Origin of the sequence: Hymenobacter convexus, from assembly GCF_030580955.1 — a bacterium.
Classification (GTDB): Bacteria; Bacteroidota; Bacteroidia; order Cytophagales; family Hymenobacteraceae; genus Hymenobacter.
Map to the genome: position 1 here is coordinate 127,995 of NZ_JAUQON010000004.1, position 15,064 is coordinate 143,058.

10 protein-coding genes are annotated in these 15,064 nt (G+C 59.7%); 3 read left to right on the forward strand and 7 right to left on the reverse strand.

The genetic code is table 11. The features are described 5' to 3' along the window. Positions 1-546: 546 nt before the first annotated feature. Positions 547-2,484: a DNA topoisomerase IV subunit B gene (locus Q4S41_RS09785; protein ID WP_305030927.1), complete on the reverse strand. Its 1,938-nt coding sequence runs from the start codon at positions 2,482-2,484 to the stop codon at positions 547-549. Between the two features lie 193 nt (positions 2,485-2,677). On the opposite strand from Q4S41_RS09785, the gene Q4S41_RS09790 reads away from it, so the two are divergent. Together Q4S41_RS09790 and Q4S41_RS09795 are read left to right on the forward strand one after the other, a co-directional pair. Next, positions 2,678-3,883, forward strand: a complete 1,206-nt coding sequence (locus Q4S41_RS09790) for an AI-2E family transporter (protein WP_305030928.1) — start codon at positions 2,678-2,680, stop codon at positions 3,881-3,883. A gap of 203 nt (positions 3,884-4,086) precedes the next feature. Continuing rightward, positions 4,087-5,571, forward strand: a complete 1,485-nt coding sequence (locus Q4S41_RS09795; protein WP_305030929.1) for an exonuclease domain-containing protein — start codon at positions 4,087-4,089, stop codon at positions 5,569-5,571. An 81-nt stretch (positions 5,572-5,652) separates the two neighbouring features. Here Q4S41_RS09795 and acs read toward each other — a convergent pair whose 3' ends face one another. From acs to Q4S41_RS09820, 5 genes are all read right to left on the reverse strand, one after another. After that, on the reverse strand, positions 5,653-7,566 hold the full coding sequence (gene acs, locus Q4S41_RS09800) for an acetate--CoA ligase (protein WP_305030930.1): 1,914 nt from the start codon (positions 7,564-7,566) through the stop codon (positions 5,653-5,655). Between the two features lie 260 nt (positions 7,567-7,826). Next, the gene (locus Q4S41_RS09805; RefSeq protein WP_305030931.1) at positions 7,827-9,296 is read right to left on the reverse strand and encodes an MFS transporter; all 1,470 of its coding nucleotides are present in this window, start codon (positions 9,294-9,296) and stop codon (positions 7,827-7,829) included. Between the two features lie 226 nt (positions 9,297-9,522). Beyond that, positions 9,523-11,085, reverse strand: coding sequence for a hypothetical protein (locus tag Q4S41_RS09810; protein ID WP_305030932.1), 1,563 nt, complete (start codon positions 11,083-11,085; stop codon positions 9,523-9,525). A 122-nt stretch (positions 11,086-11,207) separates the two neighbouring features. Next, entirely contained in the window at positions 11,208-12,140 is a 933-nt protein-coding gene (locus Q4S41_RS09815) for a M28 family peptidase (protein ID WP_305030933.1), read from the reverse strand. Positions 12,141-12,226: 86 nt separating this feature from the next. Then, positions 12,227-13,492 (reverse strand): MFS transporter, encoded by a 1,266-nt coding sequence (locus tag Q4S41_RS09820; RefSeq protein ID WP_305030934.1) that lies wholly within the window; start codon positions 13,490-13,492, stop codon positions 12,227-12,229. Positions 13,493-13,637: 145 nt separating this feature from the next. On the opposite strand from Q4S41_RS09820, the gene Q4S41_RS09825 reads away from it, so the two are divergent. Next, positions 13,638-14,546, forward strand: a complete 909-nt coding sequence (locus Q4S41_RS09825; RefSeq protein WP_305030935.1) for a flavin reductase family protein — start codon at positions 13,638-13,640, stop codon at positions 14,544-14,546. A gap of 27 nt (positions 14,547-14,573) precedes the next feature. Here Q4S41_RS09825 and Q4S41_RS09830 read toward each other — a convergent pair whose 3' ends face one another. Continuing rightward, positions 14,574-15,053, reverse strand: a complete 480-nt coding sequence (locus Q4S41_RS09830) for an MlaD family protein (protein WP_305030936.1) — start codon at positions 15,051-15,053, stop codon at positions 14,574-14,576. Positions 15,054-15,064 lie beyond the last annotated feature (11 nt).

Sequence of the window (15,064 nt, forward strand, 5' to 3'; positions counted from 1 at the left end):
CACGAGGGAAACGAATGAGGTCGGCGTAGTGCCGTCAAAAATACCGGAATCAGCGCGGAGCGCAACAAATTACAATTCCGGCACAGGCCGGAAAGTTCCCAAAATTATTAGTGACACCCTAATTCATCGCACCGCCGCCAGCGGATGCAATAATGGGTATACGCTCCAAATTTCGGCATTTTTTAGCTGCAAAGCAAGCTAAATAAAATAGCTAACAGATTAAGCCGCCAGCTCGAAGAAGCTCAGCATTTCTGAGTAAAAATCAATCCACGAAAAAAGCCCGAACCAAAGGCTCGGGCTTTTCCGTGGAATTTGTCGACCAGTCTACCCCTGGCCGACGATTCAAACCTACACATAAAATTGATAATTCCCAAAAGTCAAGCATGAATTGGGAGACAATTTCTTGTTCAGTTGTTTGCGTTGGCCCCTTTTTTCTATGAATGGGAATACGAGCCGTTCAATTTATATATATAATTACTAATCCTTTATCAAGCGCTCAGGCGACGGAAAACCCTGGTCCCCCGCGGCCTGAATGGCTAAAAAAATTTAATCTGCTTCCACCACTTCCGCGGCTGGCAGGACGTCGGAGGTAATCAGGTCTTTTTCCAAGCGCAGGTTGTCGATGATGAATTCCTGACGGGCGGGCGTGTTCTTGCCCATGTAGTAGGTGAGCACCTGCTGAATGCTGCGGTCAGACTGCAAAATCACGGGCTCAAGCTTGATGTTCTCGCCGATGAACTTGCCGAATTCGTCGGGCGAAATCTCGCCCAGACCTTTGAAGCGGGTGATTTCGGGGTTTTTGCCCAGCTTGCGCATGGCATTCTGCTTTTCCTGCTCGTTGTAGCAGTAGATGGTTTCCTTCTTGTTGCGCACGCGGAATAGCGGCGTTTCGAGGATGAACACGTGACCGTTGCGCACCAAATCGGGGAAGAACTGCAGGAAGAAGGTGAGCAGCAGCAGGCGGATGTGCATGCCGTCGACGTCGGCATCGGTGGCTACCACCACACGGTTATAGCGTAGGTGCTCAATGCCTTCCTCGATGTTGAGGGCGTGCTGCAGGAGGTTCAGTTCCTCGTTCTCGTACACGATTTTCTTTTTCAGGCCGAAGCAGTTCAGCGGCTTGCCGCGCAGGCTGAACACGGCCTCCAGCTCCACGTTGCGGCTTTTGGTGATGCTGCCGCTGGCCGAGTCGCCCTCGGTGATGAAGAGCGTGGTGAGCAATTCCTTTTCGGCGCCGTCCTTAGCGTTTTCGCCCAGGTGGAAGCGGCAGTCGCGCAGCTTGCGGTTGTGCAGGTTGGCTTTTTTGGCGCGCTGGTTGGCCAGCTTTTTCACGCCGGCCATGTCCTTGCGCTCCCGCTCGCTCTGCTCAATGCGCTTGCGCAGGGCCTCGGCCACGGCGGGGTTCTTGTGCAGGTAATTGTCGAGGTTATCCTTGACAAAATCGACGATGAAGCCGCGGACGGTGGGGCCGTCCTCGCCCATGTTCACCGAGCCGAGCTTGGTTTTGGTCTGGCTTTCAAACACTGGCTCCTGCACGCGCACCGAAATGGCGGCAATGATGCTGGCCCGGATGTCGGAAGCGTCGTAGTCCTTTTTATAAAACTCACGCACGGCCTTCACCACGGCCTCGCGGAAGGCGGCCAGGTGCGTGCCACCCTGCGTGGTGTACTGGCCGTTGACAAAGGAATAATACTCCTCGCCGTAGTCGTTGCCGTGTGTCATGGCCATCTCAATATCCGGGGCTTTGAGGTGGATAATGGGGTAGCGCATGCTTTCCTCATCGGCCTTGCGGGCCAGCAAGTCGCGCAAGCCGTTTTCGGAGTAATACTTCTGGCCGTTGAAGTTGATGGTCAGGCCCGCGTTCAGGTAGACATAGTTCCAGATTTGGTTTTCGAGGTACTCCGGAATGAAGCGGTAGTTCTTGAAAATCGTATCGTCGGGCTGGAACGTGACGAGCGTGCCGTTGCGCTGGCTGGTTTTCTGGGGCTTGGGGTCGCTCACGAGCTTGCCCTGGGCAAACTCGGCGGCTTTCATAATGCCTTCGCGCACGCTTTGCACCAGAAAGTAGCCGCTCAGGGCGTTCACGGCCTTGGTACCCACGCCGTTGAGGCCCACCGACTTCTGGAACACTTTGCTGTCGTATTTGCCGCCGGTGTTGATTTTGCTCACCACGTCCACCACTTTGCCCAACGGAATGCCGCGGCCGTAGTCGCGCACCTGCACCCGAGAATCGGAAATTTTGATGTCGATGGTGCGGCCGTGACCCATCACGTGCTCGTCGATGCAGTTATCGACGACTTCCTTCACCAGTACATAAATGCCGTCGTCGTAAGCAGAACCGTCGCCTAGCTTGCCGATGTACATGCCGGGCCGCAGGCGGATGTGCTCGCGCCAGTCGAGCGAGCGTATGCTGTCTTCGTTGTAGCCGTGGTCGGGGGTTTTGGTGGGGGCTTCCGGGGCGTCGGTTGTGAAATCGTCGTTCATGGGGCAACTGTAGTCCAGTATATCGGGTAAAATAACGCAGAAATCGGCGGGAGGCCAAGAAATAGTGCCAGCACTTTTAGTATCACCCCGCTAATTCAGTTAGTTTTCAACACGGTTTCGCTGGCGGTGGTTCACCCCGGCGGGCGCTTCCTTGGGCAGCAGGCGGCCTTTCGTCGGCATTTTTCCACTTTCTATGTTTCCTCCGCTAATCAGCCGCGGCACGCCCCGCCCCCACCCCACGCAGCAAACGGCCGCGCCCACGCCGGCCAAGCTGGCGCCGGTGGTGCACTACACTTTTTTGCTGATTGGCTTCTCGCTGCTGGTGTTTGTGCTGCACAAGCTCGACGGGATTTTGCTGCCACTGTTTTTCTCGGCCCTGCTCTCCACGCTGCTGCTGCCGCTGGTGGTGCGCCTCGAAAATCGGCGCTGGCCGCGGGTGCTGGCCATTCTGGTGGCTATTCTGCTGCTGGTGGGTGGTATTGTGGGACTCATTATCCTGTTCGGCACCCAGATTATGGATTTAAAGGCCGAGCTGCCGCTCATTCAGCAGAAGCTGGTGGTGATGTTTGACCAGGGCCAGCAGTGGCTGCACGACCGGTTCGGGATGCGCGTGATGAGCCGGGACGAATTCATCGACTCGTCGCTGAGTTCGGCCAAGAAGTCGGCGGGCGGGTTTCTGGGTACCACGCTCAGCACCACGGCCGGCGTGCTGAGCGTGCTCACGCTGGTGCCCATCTACATTTTCTGCTTTCTGTATTACCGCGACCACATGCGGCAATTCATGTTCCGGTTTGTGGCGCCCGACAAGCGCACCGGCGTGTTGCACACCATGGACAACATCCAGACCGTGGTGCAGGCCTACATTCAGGGCTTGCTGACGGTGATTGTGATTGTGGCCGTGCTCAATGCCATCGGGCTGCTGCTGCTGGGGGTGAAATTTGCCATCTTCTTCGCCATTTTTGCTTCCGTGCTGGCCGTTATTCCCTATATCGGCATCATGGTGGGCGCCACCATTCCGGCCCTGATTACGCTGGTCGAAACGGGCTCGACGGGCAAGGCGGCGGCCGTGGTGGGCGTATTTGTGTTTGTGCAATTTCTGGAAGGCAACTTCATTACGCCCATGATTACGGGCTCGAAGGTGAGCATCAACCCCATGGCGGCCATTATTGCGCTTATCCTGGGCGGCGAGCTGTGGGGCACGCCAGGCATGATTCTGAGCATTCCGCTGGTGGCCGTGCTTAAGGTAGTGTTCGATGCCAACAAAACCACCGAGCCCTGGGGATTCCTCCTAGGCGACGTGACGGAGGGCGAAGACACCGTTAAAGACAAATCGGACGACAAGCCCAACGGCTTGCGCAAGGCCTGGGGCACGTTCTGGCACATGGTGAAGCGGATGTAACGCGTGGTTCGCAGGAACGTCATGCAGCGCGCCGCGAAGCATCTTTACCTCGATGCTAATTCAATCAGAAGGGTTTACTACTGCGGTAAAGATGCTTCGCGGCGCGCTGCATGACGTTCCCGTTGAGCGGCTACTCATTTCTCTGCAACCTTCTGCGGGGCTAAGTTTGTTAGCTTTCCTACCGACCACTTTCCCGCGCGCCCTTGTACGCCATCATCGACCTTGAAACCACCGGCGGGCAGCCCACCCAGGACCGCATCACCGAAATAGCCATTTACATTCACGACGGCGAGAAAATCGTGGACGAGTACGCTACGCTGCTCAATCCCGGGCGCAGCATTCCGCCGTTCATCACCCAGCTCACGGGCATCACCAACGACATGGTGAGCGACGCGCCCAAGTTCCACGAGGTGGCCCGCAAGGTGGTGGAAATGACCGAGGGATGTGTGTTCGTGGCCCACAACGTGCGCTTCGACTACTCGTTTCTGAAGAAGGAGTTTGCCGACCTGGGGTACAACTACTCGCGCAAAACGCTGTGCACCGTGCGCCTCTCGCGCAGCCTCATTCCGGGCCAGCCGAGCTACAGCCTGGGCAAGCTGTGCCAGAACATCGGCATCCCGCTCGAAGGCCGGCACCGCGCCGCCGGCGATGCCCACGCCACGGCCCTGCTCTTCGGCAAGCTGCTAAAGATTACCACCGAAAACGAGGACCTGCCCCACGGCACCGACACCAGCCACACCCTGGCCCGCGTAGACGCCCTGGCCCCGGCCGGCCGCCGGCCCGACGGCACCAAAACGCCCTCGCCCAAGCGCGTGGCCGCCGTGCAAACCGCTATTCGGGAAGCGCTGATGCCGCCGCTGCTGCCGGCCTCGGTGGTGGCCAATCTGCCGCAGGCCACGGGCGTGTACTACTTCCACAACGAGGCGGGCGAGGTGATTTACGTGGGCAAGTCCATCAACATCTACAAGCGCATCCAGCAGCACTTCGCCATTGATGTGAAGTCGCGCAAGAGCCTGGAATTCAAAAATTCCATTGCCGATATCACCTGGGAGCTGACCGGCTCGGAGCTGGTGGCGCTGCTGTATGAGTCGCACTTAATCAAGCAGATGAAGCCGGCCTATAATCGCGCCCAGCGGCGCTCGGTGTTTCCGGCGGGCATCTATTTGCGCATCGATGAGCAGGGCTACAAGCGCCTGGCCTATGGCCGTGCCGATGCCAGAAACGCCGAAATCCCCATCATCGCGCTGGGAAACCAGTACAAGGCCCAAGGGTTTCTGTACCACAAAGTGGCCAAATACAACCTCTGCCAGAAGCTGTGCGGGCTGTATAAAACGCAGGGTCCGTGCTTCGACTACCAGGTGCACCGCTGCCAGGGCGCCTGCGTGGGCGAGGAATCGCCGGAGACCTACAACCTGCGGGTGGACGAGGCCATCGACAGCATCAGCTACGAGCATGAGTCGTTTGTGGTCATCGGGCCCGGCCGCACGGAGCTGGAAAAGAGCATTGTGCTGGTGGAAAACGGGCGCTACCGGGGCTTCGGCTACGTGGATGAAACGTTTTCGGCGCGCAAGCTGGCTGATTTTCGGGAGGTCATCAAGGAGTATACTGACAACAAGGACATTCAGCAGATTATCCGTAACCATTTGCGCATCAAGCGCAAGGGCGAGAAAGTGAAGGTATTTGGGTGATTTCGCGTTGTTTTATACCACAAAAAGGCGCCGCTGATAATTCAGCAGCGCCTTTTTTGTGGTGCCATATTACATAAGTGTTTACTTCTTGCCCGCCAGAATCTCGTCTACCACGGCGGGGTCGAGTAGCGTCGTTACGTCGCCCAGGTTCGAGGTTTCGCCCTCGGCTACTTTGCGCAGGATGCGGCGCATGATTTTGCCGGAGCGGGTTTTGGGCAGCCCCGAGACGAGCTGAATTTTGTCGGGCTTGGCGATTTTGCCGATTTCGGCCACCACGGTTTCAATGATGCTGGCCTCCCACTGCTTGGCCTCGGCGGCATTTTTGGGCGGGCCGCCCTGGCAGATGACGTAGGCGTAGATGCCCTGGCCTTTCACGTCGTGCGGGTAGCCCACCACGGCAGATTCTACCACGTGCTCGTTCTGGTTGATGGCGTTTTCGATTTCGGCCGTGCCGAAGCGGTGGCCCGAAACGTTGATGACGTCATCGACGCGGCCGATAATGCGGTAGAGGCCGTTTTCGTCGCGGCGGGCGCCGTCGCCGGTGAAGTAGTAGCCGGGATAGGGCTGGAAATAGGTTTGCTGGGCGCGCTCGTGGTCGCCCCAGGTCGTGCGAAGCACGGCCGGCCAGCTGGCCTTGATGGCGAGGTAGCCTTCCTGGTCGTTGCCTTCGAGCTCGGTGCCGTCCTGGCTCAGCAATACGGGCTGCACGCCGGGCAGCGGCAAGCCGGCGCGGGCCGGCACGCTGGGCGTGATATCGGCCAGGGCCGAAAGCATGATGCCGCCGGTTTCGGTTTGCCACCAGGTGTCGACGATGGGGCAGCGGCCCTTGCCAATGTGCGTGTGGTACCAGTGCCAGGCCTCCTCATTGATGGGCTCGCCCACCGAACCCAGCACGCGCAGGCTGCTGAGCGAGTAGCTGAGCACATTGTCCAGCGGCGTGGCCATGAGGCTGCGGATGGCCGTGGGCGCGGTGTAGAAAATGGTGACGTTGTGCTTGTCAATCACCTCCCAGAAGCGGCCGGCGTCGGGGTAGGTGGGCACGCCTTCGAACTGCAGCGAGGTGCTGCCGGCCAGCAGCGGGCCGTAGAGCAGATACGTATGGCCCGTGACCCAGCCGATGTCGGCGGTGCACCAGTACACGTCGTTTTCTTCCACCTGAAACACGTTGCGGAAGGTGTAGTCGGCCCACACCATGTAGCCGGCGGTGGTGTGCACCACGCCCTTGGGCTTGCCGGTGCTGCCGCTGGTGTAGAGGATGAACAGCGGGTCTTCGGCCTTCATTTCCTCGGCCGGGCAGGTCAGGGGCACGCCTTGCGCTTCTTCGTGAAACCACACGTCGCGGCCGAGCTGCATGTGCACGGGCCAGCCCAGGTGCTCCACCACGATGACGCGGCGCACGCCGGGGCAATGCAGCAAGGCCTCATCGACCACCGATTTGACCGGAATCTGCTTGGGGCCGCGGTTCAGGCCGTCGGCGGTGAGCACGAAGTGGGCGTCAGCATCGTTCACGCGGTCGGCAATGGCGGTGGCCGAGAAGCCCGCAAACACCACCGAATGCACCGCCCCGATGCGGGCGCAGGCCAGCACGGCAATAGCCAGCTGCGGAATCATGGGCAGGTAGATGATAACCCGGTCGCCTTTTTCGACGCCATTCGCGTGCAGCACGTTGGCAAACTGGCAGACTTGCTGGTACAGCTCGCGATAAGTCAGGCGCAGGTGGCGGGTTTTGGGGTCGTTGGGCTCGAAGATGAGGGCCAGCTTGTTGCCGCGCTGGGCCAGGTGGCGGTCGAGGCAGTTCTCGGTGATGTTGAGGCGGGCCCCGTCAAACCACTTGCTCTCGCCGGCGGGCGAAAACTCGCCGCTGCGCACGGTGTCCCACTTTTTGCGCCAGGTGAAGGGCTCGGCTACTTCGGCCCAAAAGCCGTCGGGGTCCTCCACGGACTTTTGGTAGGCGGCATGGTATTCTTCGAGGGTGCGAATGCGGGAGGTGGACATAGAGTAGGGATTAGCGAGACAGGAAGTAGGCTTCTAAGTGACAAATAGAAGCCTTTTTACTCGAAAAAGCGCCCTCTCCGAAAGATTTGAGAGGATTACGGCAAAGATTGAGAGGATTGCGGGCTTGGAGCCTTGGCTAGTAGAACGTCATGCTGAGCGAAGTCGAAGCATCTCTACCGAGCAAGTAAATAATTACCATTGCAGTAGAGATGCTTCGACTTCGCTCAGCATGACGTTCTATGTAGAAAAGCACAATCAGCCTAATCCATAATCCGCACATCACGGGTATCCTTCATCATCGCTGAACCAATAAACCAGCACACGGCCGCCACCACCACCGGGTAAACCAGGCCGGTGAGCGTGGCGTGCTCGTGGGCAAAGGAGCCGGCCGGCTGGCCTTTGGCCCACACCGCAATCCAGGTGGCCACGAGCGGTACGAAGCCGCCGAAGATGCCATTGCCGATGTGGTAGGGCACGGAGAGCGAGGTGTAGCGCACTTTGGTGGGGAACAGCTCGACGAGGTAGGCGGCAATGGGGCCATACACCATCGTGACGAACAGCACCAGGAAAAAGGTGAGCAGCGTCATCATGGGCAGGTTGGGCGCGAGGGCTTTTTGCACGGCGGCCACAGCCTGGCCCGCCGCATCCACGGTGGCGGGCGTCACCTCCGTGAGCGGGCCGGCGTAGGCCTGCAGGCCGTAGAAGAGTGGGATGGTGAAGAGCGCGGCGCACAGCATGCCGGCCATGATGATGCGCTTGCGCCCGATGCGGTCGGAGAGCGAGCCGAAGTAGACGAACAGCGGCGTGGCCACGAGCATGCTCACCACGAGCACGATGCTGGCATCGACCAAATCCAGCTTCAGCGTGTTTTGCATGAAGGAATAGGCGTAGAACTGGCTGGTGTAGAACACCACGCCCTGACCCATGGTGGCTCCAAACAGGGCAATGAGCACTAAGCGACGGTTAACGGGGTTGCCGAAGGTTTCGGCGATGGGGTTGCGGCTGGTTTTGCCCTCGGCCTTGGCTTTGGCGAAGAGCGGCGACTCGTGCAGCTGCTTGCGGATGTAGTAGGAGGCAATGATGAGCACGCCCGAGAGCAGGAACGGAATGCGCCAGCCCCAGTCCTTGAAGTCGGCGTCGGGCATGGATTTCTTGGTGAGCACAATCACCAGAATGCTCAGGATGAGGCCAGCGGTGGCCGTAATCTGGATGTAGCTGGTGAAGTAGCCGCGCCGCTTGTCGGGGGCATATTCGGCCACGTAGGTGGCAGCCCCGCCGTATTCGCCGCCCAGCGCGAGGCCCTGCAGCAGGCGCAACACCAGCACGATGCTGGGGGCCAGAATGCCGATTTTGTCGTAGCTCGGCACCAGGCCGGTGGCGACGGTGGCGCCGCCCATCATCAGCAGCGTGAGCAGGAAGGTGTATTTGCGGCCCACCATGTCGCCGATGCGCCCGAACACCAGCGCCCCGAACGGCCGCACCACAAAGCCGGCCCCAAACACGGCCAGGGCGCCCAGCAGCGTGTCTTCGGGCTTGCCCTTCGAGCCGAATAATACCGGCCCGATGATGGCCGCCAGGGAGCCGAAAATGTAGAAGTCGTACCACTCGATGACCGTGCCCACCGACGAGGCGGTTATCACTTTCCAGATTTGGCCGGTGGTCGTGGTGTTGTTGTCGTGCGCGGGCGGCGCGTCCGTTGCTTCAATAGTGCGCGGTAAACCTTGTTCCATGTAATGCTCAGCGTAAATGGGGGTTGATGACGAAACCGAATGGCAACATACAACCCAATGGCGGGCGGAAGGAGATGGATAGGTGCGAACGGACCAAGAATAAACAAAAACGGTCATGCAGAGCGCCGCGAAGCATCTTTACCGCAGTAGTAAATCGAATTACTTCCGAGGTAAAGATGCTTCGCGGCGCTCTGCATGACCGCCTTACGAGTAATACCGAAAGGCCTTACAAAAACACCTGCGTTTGCAGCGTGATTTCCGGGCGGTATTTCACATCATTCACCAGCGCGCCGCCTTCGGGTAGGGGCGCTTGATTGGTGAAATCGGGCCGGGCGCGGTAATTAAGCGTGACTTTGGCGTTGTGGCCGTCGAGCAGCACGTTCACGCCGGCGTCGTACACGTTCACGCCGCGGCGGTTGCCGGCGGTATTTTGGAGGCCCTCGTAGCTGCAGTGCAGGTAGTCGACGTAGGGCTGCAGGCGGGCTTTGGGGCCGAGCAGGTTTTTGGGGAGCAGAAAGCCGCCCTGCAGGTACACCGAATTGCCGGTGCCGGCCTGGGGCACGGCGTTGCCGCGCAGGGCAGCGGCGCCGTAGCCGGGGTTTTCGGTGCCCACGTAGCGCACGTAGTTCGGGCCGAAGTCGAAGTTGTAGTACACGCCGTAGAGCGTGAGGGCCGTGCCTTTGGCGGTATCGAGCGGCACATCATAGAACACGTCGGCGCCCAGGAGCGTGATGTCGTGCTTGGTGGTGGGCACGGCGGCAAACAGGTCGGTGCCGGGCGTGAGGCTGCTCAGGGCCACCGTGCTGCTGGCCGAGCGCGAGAACGTGCCATCCTTGTTGTAGAAGAAGCCCGCGCCGATGCTAAATACGCGCTTCGTGCCCAGGTAAGAGCCCTGCATGTAGGGCAGCAGGTTGGCCTCGGGCTCCAGAAAATTATAGCTGAAATAGCCCTGGTACACGTGGTTGACGTCCTGCGGGTTGTATTGCGCCGTGTTGGTGCCTGTATTGATGCCCGTGGCCGCATTGGTACTGCCCAGGCCGAGCGGGTTGCCGGTTTGCACGGCGCCCACCACGTAGTTGGGGCTACCAGGCAGGTTGGTCAGAAACGGGTCGGACACCGACACGCGGTAATCGAATTTGCCCACCCGGCCCTTGGCGTACACGCCCATCCAGCGAATGAACTGGTCGAGCAAATCTATGGTCGGGAAGTTGGTTTGGGGCAAATCGACGCCCAAGATGCTGGTGGTACTGGCGTTGCTCAGCCGCGAGATGCCGTTGTAGTAGTGCAGGCCGGCGCCCAGGTTGAGGTACTTGTTCACCTTGTACTCCGTCACGGCCTCGTGGATGAAAAACTGCGGCTTTTTGCCGTCCACGGTGGGGCTCACGCCGCCGCTCACCGCGTTCTGGTTATTAATTCCCAGGTGCGTGTAGATGAGGAAACGCGGGTTGAGCTGGGCAATGATGACCATGCGCGAGCGCCGGATGCCGAAATCGACCTGGCTGGCCTTGGGCAGGTTGGGCGCCCGCAGGGTGCCGGTGTTGTTTTCGTTGTAGCGCGTAAAAACCTGCGTCCAGAGCATGAAGCGCAGGTATTTGGAGCCATCGGGCGACAAATTCACCTTCATGCCGGGGCCGTAGGCGGTCGATTTGGCGGGGGCGGCCGGCGCGGGCGTCGGCGCAGGCTCGGCCGGCGGCGGGGCCGTGCCGGTGGCGGGCGGTATCACCTGGCCGAACGTGGGGCCAGCGAGCAGCAGGCTGCTGAAGGCAAGTGCGTAGCGCGTTTTTAGCATATCGGGTTGGGGGAAAAGACGTGGATAGTCTCATCCAACTCAATACGGGCGCGCTAGGTTTTGTTGAGTTTCGCGCCGACGTGCCAACAAACCCCACTTAACCCCAGAATCTCAACTCGCCATCAATTCCCGCCGGCCAGCACCGTCGCCAGCAGCGCATCCACGGCCAGCCCCAGCCGGCGCATATCGAGCCGGGCCAGGGTATCGGTGGTTTCATGGTAGCTCCGGTTGCGGTAAAAGGCGGTATCGGTAAGGAGCACGGCCGGGAAGCCGAATTTCCAGTAGTTGAGGTGGTCGGAAAAGTCGATGCCCGGCAGCCAGGCCGGCGCCTTGAAGCGCTTCACCGGCAGGCGTGCCACCTGCCAGTACTGCCGCGCAAAACGGCGCCCGAACCGCCCGTTGCCGAATTTCTGCGCCACCGTCACGTAGTTGCCCCGGCTGCCATAAATAAATTTCAGCGGGGCAATGGGATAATGCTGCGTACCCCGGCGGTCGTCGTAGTAGCCCAGCATTTCGAGGGCCACCATGCCGCGCACGGGCACACCGGCGGCCTTTAGCGCCGCCGCGTGTACGTAGCTGCCCATGTTGGTGGTCCGAAAAAAAGGTGGCTCCTCCAGCGTGTAGGCCACCAAGTCGATGCGGTAGGGCAACGCCGGCTGTTGACCCAGCAGGCGGGCCAGTTCCAGCAGGGCGGCCACGCCGGTGCCGTTGTCGTCGGCGCCGGGCTGCTCGCCGCACACGTCGTAGTGCGCCCCAATTATCAGGCGCGGCCCGTCGGCGGGGCCGAAGGAGGCCAGCACGTTGCGGTAGGTCTGGCCGCGCACTGCGTAGGACTGCTCGCCGATGTCATGCGCGCCGGTCGCCCGTAGCTGGCGGCTCAGGTAGGCGGCCACCGAATCGAGCACGGCCGGGTGCTGGTAGTTTCTCGGCTGCGGGGTGCCTGTGAGAACCTGCAGGTGCTGGCGCAGCCGGGCGGTATCGGCGGGTGGGTGTGCGATGGTGGCTTTCGCTTGGCTCCCCAGCAGACATAGCAGCAGCGCCATCATTATTTTCATGCAGTTTTTCTGGGTTGATAAATGAAAGTGTCATGCAGTAGAGACGCAAGAGTTGGAGTCTCTCCCCTACTCAAATGACCTTGCGTTCAGACCTCCTCCACGTAGTCCAGCTCCTTGCCATACGTCTCAGGCAAGGTGCTGGCGCTGAAAATGGCTAAGCTGAGCAGCACCGCGCCCAGCAGCGCGGCTGCGCCCACCATGCCCAGAGCCGGCACTTCCTTCAGGCCTTTGAATAACAACGAGACAAGCACCAGCGAGCCCCGGGCAAAATTGGGGGCCGTGGTAGCCACCGTAGCCCGGATGTTGGTGCCAAACGATTCGGCCGCCACCGTCACGAACAGTGTCCAGAAGCCGCCGGCCATGCCCACCAGAAAGCACGCGAAATAAAACGCCGCCACGCTGGCCCCGTTCAGCCCAAACAAAAACCACGCAACCGCCACCGCGCTGGCCACGAAAAAGTAGCGCAGCACTCGCAGCCGGCTGCGCAAAAGCTGTCCCAGCGCCCCGCTGGTAAAATCACCCAGCGTGCACCCCAGGTAGCACCAGGCAATGCTGGCGCCGCCCGTCACGGCCCCTTGCAGGTGGAAGGCCCGGCCAAATTCGGGGGCCAGCGTAATGAGAATACCGGCCATGAACCAGAACGGCACGCCTAGCAGCAGGCAGCGCAGGTATTTCGAGGCCCGGAAGCGGTTGGCGAACAAGCTCAGGAAATTGCCCCGCGCCACGCTGGCTTGCCGGGTGTGCTCAAACATGCCCGATTCGAACACGCCCGCCCGCAGGGCCAGCAACGCCAAGCCCAGCCCGCCGCCCATAAAATAGGCGTTGCGCCAGCCAAAATGCTCGCCCACCCAGTACGCCAGCAGCGCACCCGGCACCCCTACCGACGTGACTAGCATGGTACCATAGCCGCGCTTTTCTTTCGGCAGGGTTTCGGCCACCAGCGTGACACCCGCGCCCAGCTCGCCGGCCAGCCCGATGCCGGCAATCAGCCGCAACCAGGCGTACTGGTCCACCGTCTGCACGAAGCCGTTGGCGATGTTGGCCAGCGAATACAGCAGAATCGAGCCAAACAGCACCGAGAGCCGGCCGCGCTTGTCGCCCAGCATGCCCCAAAACAAGCCCCCGAGCAGCATGCCGCCCATCTGCATGTTCATCAGATAGAGGCCCCTGCTCGTCACCTCCGCCGGGTCGCTGATGCCAAGGTCGTGCAGGCTCTGCACGCGCACAATGCCAAAGAGCACCAGGTCGTAGAGGTCGACGAAATTGCCCAGCGACGCCACCAGCACAATGGCGCTGAAGACGCCTACAGCGGGACGGACGGTAGCAGGCGGAGTGAGTAGCGGTTGATTCACGGGCAACTGAGAAGGATTGAATCCGCAAAGTAGCGCGGACTTTTAGTCCGCGAGGCGCAACTGAAAACCACTTGGCTGCACATCGGCTTGAAAAGCGCGGGCTAAAAGCCCGCGCTACGGCTGCCTACCGTTTCTTTGCAGCCCTATGGCCGATTTCCACTCCCTCACCCCCGCCGACCTCACGCCCGCTCAGTGGCACCCGTTTCTGGTGGGCGCCGTGGCTCCGCGCCCCGTCGCCTTCGCCAGCACCGTCGATGCCGAAGGCCGCGTGAACCTGAGCCCCTACAGCTTCTTCAACGCCTTCAGCTCCAACCCGCCCATTCTCGTGTTTTCGCCCGCCAACCGCGTGCGCGACAACACCCAGAAACACACCCTGCAAAACGTGCGCGAAGTGCCCGAAGTCGTCATCAACATCTGCGACTTCGCGCTGGTCGAGCAGATGTCGCTGGCCAGCACCGAGTACGGCAAGGGCGTCAACGAATTCACCAAAGCCGGCCTCACAGAGCTGGCCTCCGAGCAGGTGCGCCCGCCCCGCGTGGCCGAGGCCCCGGCGGCTTTCGAGTGCGTGGTAGAACAGATTATCGAACTGGGCCAGAACAACGGCGCGGGCAACCTCATCATCTGCCGCGTGGTGCGCGCCCACTTCCGCGAGGATATCCTCCTGCCCAACGCCACCGGCATCGACCCCTTCAAGCTCGACGCCGTGGCCCGCCTCGGCGGCGATTGGTATTGCCGGGCCAGCAGCGCCAGCCTCTTCGAAGTACCCAAGCCTAACCGCCACATCGGCATCGGCTTAGACCAGCTACCCGAGCACCTGCGCAACTCCAACGTCCTCACCGGCAACGAGCTGGGCCGCCTCGCCAACATCGAGCGCGACGCCCTGCCCACATCGGCGCAAGTGGAGGAATTTAAATCCGAGCCAATGGTGGCTTATCTAATTAATAAATACCGCGACGACGCACCGGAGCTCCAGAAACAATTACTGCAACTGGGGCGACAGTTTCTAGCCGAAGGGCGGCTGGTGGAGGCGTGGAAGGTATTGCTATTGTATTAGCCTTTAATTGCTATGAGAGCAATTAATCTAAAAAGGCTTGTTTGATTCTTTGACGCTACTCATCGAATCTGTATCGGCTGCATGAAGCACTTCTGATAAGCCTTGTATAATTTTCTGTACTCCCGCCTGCATTTTGCGCTGTTTTACAGAATCTATGACAGGCTCTTTGTATGAGACGCCCATTACTGTATCCATATTGGAGATAAATGCAGTTTCATGGGATGGCTTAATTATTATGCAAGTCGAACCTAATAATGATTTATTGACAACAAATTGTGAGTTCAAAGGAATTTTAACCCCTTGTTCCATAGACAAATCAATAAATACCTTTTTAGGAACAAAATGAAATTTGGAGACTTCCCCAACTGCAATACCCTCTAATAAAACCTTGTCTCCCTCCTGTAAATTTCCACCATCCTCATAACTCACCGATATAATTGACTTGTTATTCTGGCATGCTGACAAAAAAGTCACGGCTGCAAAAACAAAAATCTTATTGGCGGCCATATCTATTTCAT